Origin of the sequence: Polyangium sp. 15x6 (genome assembly GCF_029960785.1) — a bacterium.
Lineage (GTDB): Bacteria > Myxococcota_A > Polyangia > Polyangiales > Polyangiaceae > Polyangium.
On the sequence record NZ_JASBQE010000218.1, the window covers coordinates 1 to 4,570 of the forward strand.

General features: G+C 69.0%; 5 protein-coding genes. 2 read left to right on the forward strand and 3 right to left on the reverse strand.

The genetic code is table 11. The annotated features are described in order from the left end of the window. Nucleotides 1-276, forward strand: a 276-nt coding sequence (locus QHF83_RS52900) for an MYXO-CTERM sorting domain-containing protein (RefSeq protein WP_282425808.1), incomplete at its 5' end; no start/stop codon positions are given. On the opposite strand, the gene QHF83_RS52905 is transcribed toward QHF83_RS52900, so the two are convergent. The 3 genes from QHF83_RS52905 to QHF83_RS52915 are packed head-to-tail and all read right to left on the reverse strand — an operon-like array spanning nucleotide 273 to nucleotide 3,839. Further along, a complete protein-coding gene (locus tag QHF83_RS52905; RefSeq protein ID WP_282425809.1) occupies nucleotides 273-890 on the reverse strand; it encodes a hypothetical protein in 618 nt (205 codons plus the stop codon). The genes QHF83_RS52900 and QHF83_RS52905 overlap by 4 nt on opposite strands. Before the next feature lie 8 nt (nucleotides 891-898). Continuing rightward, nucleotides 899-1,489, reverse strand: coding sequence for a hypothetical protein (locus QHF83_RS52910; RefSeq protein WP_282425810.1), 591 nt, complete (start codon nucleotides 1,487-1,489; stop codon nucleotides 899-901). Nucleotides 1,490-1,529: 40 nt separating this feature from the next. Further along, nucleotides 1,530-3,839, reverse strand: coding sequence for a S46 family peptidase (locus QHF83_RS52915; RefSeq protein ID WP_282425811.1), 2,310 nt, complete (start codon nucleotides 3,837-3,839; stop codon nucleotides 1,530-1,532). Between the two features lie 65 nt (nucleotides 3,840-3,904). On the opposite strand from QHF83_RS52915, the gene QHF83_RS52920 reads away from it, so the two are divergent. Further along, a partial coding sequence (locus QHF83_RS52920) for a hypothetical protein (protein ID WP_282425812.1) occupies nucleotides 3,905-4,570 on the forward strand: 666 nt, incomplete at its 3' end.

Here is a 4,570-nt window from a genome sequence, read left to right on the forward strand (position 1 = left end):
GCAGGCGGCAGCGGCGGCGCGGGCGGTAACGGCGGCGCGGGCGGCAACGGCGGCTCGGGCGGCGCAGGTGGCTCAGGCGGCGGCGTGGGCGGCGCAGGCGGCGCAGGCGGCAGCGGAGGCGCCGATACCGTCGATCCCGCGGCAGACGACGACGCCTGCGGCTGCCGCGTGGTCGGCGCGCCCCCCGCGGGTCGACAAACCACGCCTCTCGCCTTGCTCTCGCTCCTCCTCGCCGCGGCAGCGCGCCCCTTCCGGCCACGCCGCGCCCGATCCTAACGAATCCGCTCCCGCAAATCCGGCCGCGTCCGCGGATCCTTGAAGGTCACCTTGCTCGTCGAATGGCCGGCCGAGATCCCACCGAGGACGCTGGAGACGGGCAAGAGCAGGACGAGCCCCGTGAAACCCACCGCCGAGAGCGCGGTCTGCGTGCCTTTCTCCTCGGCGAACGGCGTGCCGATGGCGCCCGTCAGCATGAGGGCGCCGCCCGCGATGATCGTGCCGAGGAAGACTCGATACAGCGCGTCGTGCGTCGATTGCGAGGTCGTCTTCACGTCGAGCCAAACCACGGGATCCTGCGGCGAGTAAAGATCGAGGCTCCACGTGGGGCGAGCGCCGAAGGCCTCGACGTGGAACCGCGCGCCCTTTCGCACGGAGATCACGCGATTGCAGGGCGCGGCGCAGACGGGGACATCGTTGTCCTTGCGCTCCTCGACGAGCTTCGCGGCGGGGTGGTCGGCGTCGATCCGGACGAACACCCGCTGCTCCGGCGCGGCGGCCACGCTCTCGGGCTTCGGCGGGCTCGACGGGCGGCGCGGCGGCGCGCAGGCGGCGAGCCCGAGGAGGAGCGTCGCGCCGAGACAAACGGTTTTTCCACGCAGGCCGAAGGTCATCGCGCGCCTCAGAACCGGACGGTGACCATGCCGCGGGCCGCGCCGCGCGGGAGATCGGGGAGCACATCGACCGTGGTGTTCGAAAGCACGAGCAGCGGAACGCCGACCGCCATGGCGACGCCTCCGCCGATCGCCGCGCCGAGGCAGCCGTATTTGATCCCGTCGTCGACCCCGTCCCCGCTCCCGAGCGCGTCACCGACGGCCGCGAGGACGAAGATGAACCCGGACATGACCAACGCGCCGCCGCCGAGCGCCGTGGACGCGATCCCCGTGTAGAGCCTCGCGTGGCTGCCCGTGTCGACGCGCAGGCGGACACGCGGGCCCGCGTCCCCGATCGAAAAGAAAGGCGCGCTCGGGAAGGAGCCCTCGACCGAGAAACGGTCCGCCGGATCGAAGCGAATCACCCGGTCGCAGGGCGCCGCGCAAACGACGTCGCCGAAGCGGCCGACGTTGCGCCGCAGCGAGAGCGGCGCGTCGGACTCGATGTGCACGAAGGCCTCGGCCGTGGGCGTAGGGCGCGGATCGGGCGCGTCTTGCCCGAACACGAGCGGGGTCCCGAGGACGAACGCGAGGCCGAGGAGGAGGGAGGGCAAACGCATGGAGGCCCGGGGGCCTCCATTCTACATGGGAACGAAGGAATCAGTCGATCGAAGGCTTCACGCCGAGCTCTTGCAGGACGTTGTCCGCCCCCTCGACGTCCATCACCCAGAGCACGTACCGCAGGTCGACGTGGATCGTCCGCGTGATCTCCGGCAGGAAGATCACGTCCGAGGCCATCGCCTCGTAATTGCCGTCGAACGCGAGGCCCACGAGCTCGCCCTTTCCATTCAGCGTCGGCGAACCGGAGTTGCCGCCCGTGATGTCGAGATCGCTCAGGAAATCCACGGGAACCTCGCCGAGCGCCGCGTCCGCGTAGGCCCCCCACTTCTTCGCCTTCGTCGCCGCGAGCAGCTTCGAAGGCGCCTCGAACGGCTCCTTGCCCGTGTGCTTCGCGGCCATCTGCGAGACGGTCGTGAACGGCGTGTAGACCGGCGCGTCCTTCGTCGGGCGATACCCACGCACGCTGCCGTACGTCACGCGGAGCGTCCCGTTCGCGTCGGGCGCGATCTGCTGCCCCATCATCTTCTGGAGCGCCTCGAAATACTTCGGCCGGAGCAGCGCCATCGCGCCGTCGAACGATTTGCCCCGATCCTCGGAGGCCTTGTACACGGGGCGCAGGGCCACGGCGAGCTTGATCAGCGGGTCCTTGCTCTTCTTCAAATCGTCGAGCTTCGCCGTTTTGAGGAGCTCGAGCCGCGCCTTCTCGTCCTCGAGCTTCGTCCCCTCGTAAAGGCCCTTCACCGCCTTGTCGATCGACGCCGCGTCGAGCTTCTTGCCCGCGATCGTCGCGACGAACGCCGGCCGCTCCTTCTCGGAGAGCTTCGCGATCCGCTCGAGGGCGAGCTTCAGCATCGCCTGGTCGATCGCCCGGTCATACGAGACCGCGAGGCGCGCCATCTTTTGCTCGTGGCGCTTCCAGGTGCGCTCCTGGTACTCCGGGTCGCGATCGGCGTCGGCCTTCGGGCGCTCCTCCGCCAAACGCACGATCGTCGAGGCCGCCTGGAACAGGCTCGCGCTCATCATCACGTCGCCGAGCGCCATGTCCTCCTCGCGCGTCTTCTTCCGCTCCGCGACGAGCGTCTCGATCTTGGCGATGACGTCGCCATAAGCGGCCTTGCGCTCCGCGTCTGCGCCAATCCACGACGCGAGCTCGGCGTCCTTCTTCGCGCGCTCCGCGGCCACGCCGCCCTTGCCGAGCCCCTCGGCCAGGCCCTTGATCTTCGTGAGCGCGTTCGAGATGCCGCGCAGGAAGGGGTTCGCCTTGATCGCGATCGCCTCGCTTTGCTTGCTCACGGCCTCGAGCACCTGCACGCCCTCCTCGAAGGCGGCGATGCGGCGCGGATATCCCCATTCGAGCGCCTCTTTGATCTCGAACGAGGTGCGCAGCCGGTTCGTGGTGCCCGGGTACCCCGCGACCATCACGAAGTCGTTCGGGGCGAGGGGCTTCTGCGCGAGGCGCAGGTAGTGCGCCGGCTTGTACGGGACGTTCGCCTCCGCGTGATCCGCGGGCTTCTGATCCTTGCCCACGTAGGCGCGCAGGAACGCGAAGTCGCCGCCGTGGCGGGGCCAGCGCCAGTTGTCGATCTCGCCGCCGAAGTTGCCGACGCCCTCCGGCGGGGCATACACGAGGCGCACGTCGCGGATCTCGAGCTGCTCGACGAGCAGGTACTGCGCGCCGCCGAAGTAGCTCTTCAGCGAGCAACGCACCTCGGGCCGATCCTTCTCACACGCCGCGACGAGGCTCTTCTCGCGCGCCTCGAGCTGGTCGTTCCGGGCGCGATCGTTCGGCAGCTTGTCGAGGCCGTCGCGGACCTCCTTCGTGACGTCCTTGAACGAGCGGGTCACGAAGATGCGGTTCGTGGGGCCGGCCCACTTCTCGTCGGCGCGCGTCTTCGCGAGGTAACCGTCGTTCACCACGTTCTGCTTCGGCGTCGCGTTGTACTGAAGGATGCCGGTCACGCAGTGGTGGTTCGTGACGATGAGGCCATCGGGCGACACGAACGAAGCCGAGCAGCCGCCGAGGCTCACGACCGCGGCGAGCGGCGGCTGCATCGGATCGGTGAGCGCCTTCGGCTCGAGTTCGAGGCCTGCGCCCTTGAGCTTCGCTTCGTGCTCGGCGAGCTGCGAGGGCACCCACATGCCACCGGGGTTCTCGAAAGGCTTGCGCTCCGGCCCCTTCACCTCCGCCGCCTTCGTGCCTTCGTTCTGCCCTTCCTTCGCGCCGTCGGTGGGCGACGAGGACGTGGCCGATTCGGCCGGAGGCGGGGGCTCGGCGCCGCAGCCGAGGCCGAGGCCGAGGGTGGAAACGAGCAGCGCCAGTGCAGAAAAAGAGTTCGTCGGGCGAGGCATGGCGAGCCCTGTAGCACCTTTCTCCTGTTGACGCAGTCCCGCGCAGGCGGCGATCCTCTCGGACCATGCGCACCCTGACGGCGATCCTTGCTTCCTCGTTTTTCCTTGTCGCGATCCCCTTCGTCGGCTGTTCGGGAGGCGACGCCAATAACAATAGTTCCGCGGCGAGCAACTTCTCGGGCGCCGGCGGCGGAGTCCAGAGCAACGGCTGCAACAACAACCAGCCCGATGGTTTTTGCAACTACCACGGCCAGAACCCCGAGACCTGCGCCTGCCCCGACTGCGTCGATCAGGCCGCGTGCGTCGGCACCTGCCAGGACAACGACGCCTGCGACAACGGGGAGATGGGTACCGAAGATTGCACGTGCAACGATTGTTACTTCAAGGTCGCCAGTTGTCCTCCGGCAAACGTCGGCTGTGACGACGACGGCGAGTGCTTGATCAACGAGGACTGCACCTGCGGCGATTGCACGAATACCGACCGGTGCACGACGAACTGCACGAACAACGGCTCGTGCGTCGAGTACCTCGAAGGTTGCTCCTGCAACGATTGCAAACCGCTCGAGAAGTGCGGCGGCAGCGGCGCCACGTCGAGCACGAGCGCATCGTCGAGCACCGCAGCGAGCACCGCGGCCTCCACGGGCTCGGGCGGGGCCGGCGGCGCCGGCGGCGCGGGTGGAGCCGGTGGCGCCGGTGGGGCCGCCGGCGCCGGTGGTGCGGGCGGAGCCGGC

Coding starts and splice junctions, on each gene's coding strand:
- QHF83_RS52905 (WP_282425809.1), bottom strand. CDS start 890: ATGACCTTCGGCCTGCGTGGAAAAACCGTTTGTCTCGGCGCGACGCTC.
- QHF83_RS52910 (WP_282425810.1), bottom strand. CDS start 1,489: ATGCGTTTGCCCTCCCTCCTCCTCGGCCTCGCGTTCGTCCTCGGGACC.
- QHF83_RS52915 (WP_282425811.1), bottom strand. CDS start 3,839: ATGCCTCGCCCGACGAACTCTTTTTCTGCACTGGCGCTGCTCGTTTCC.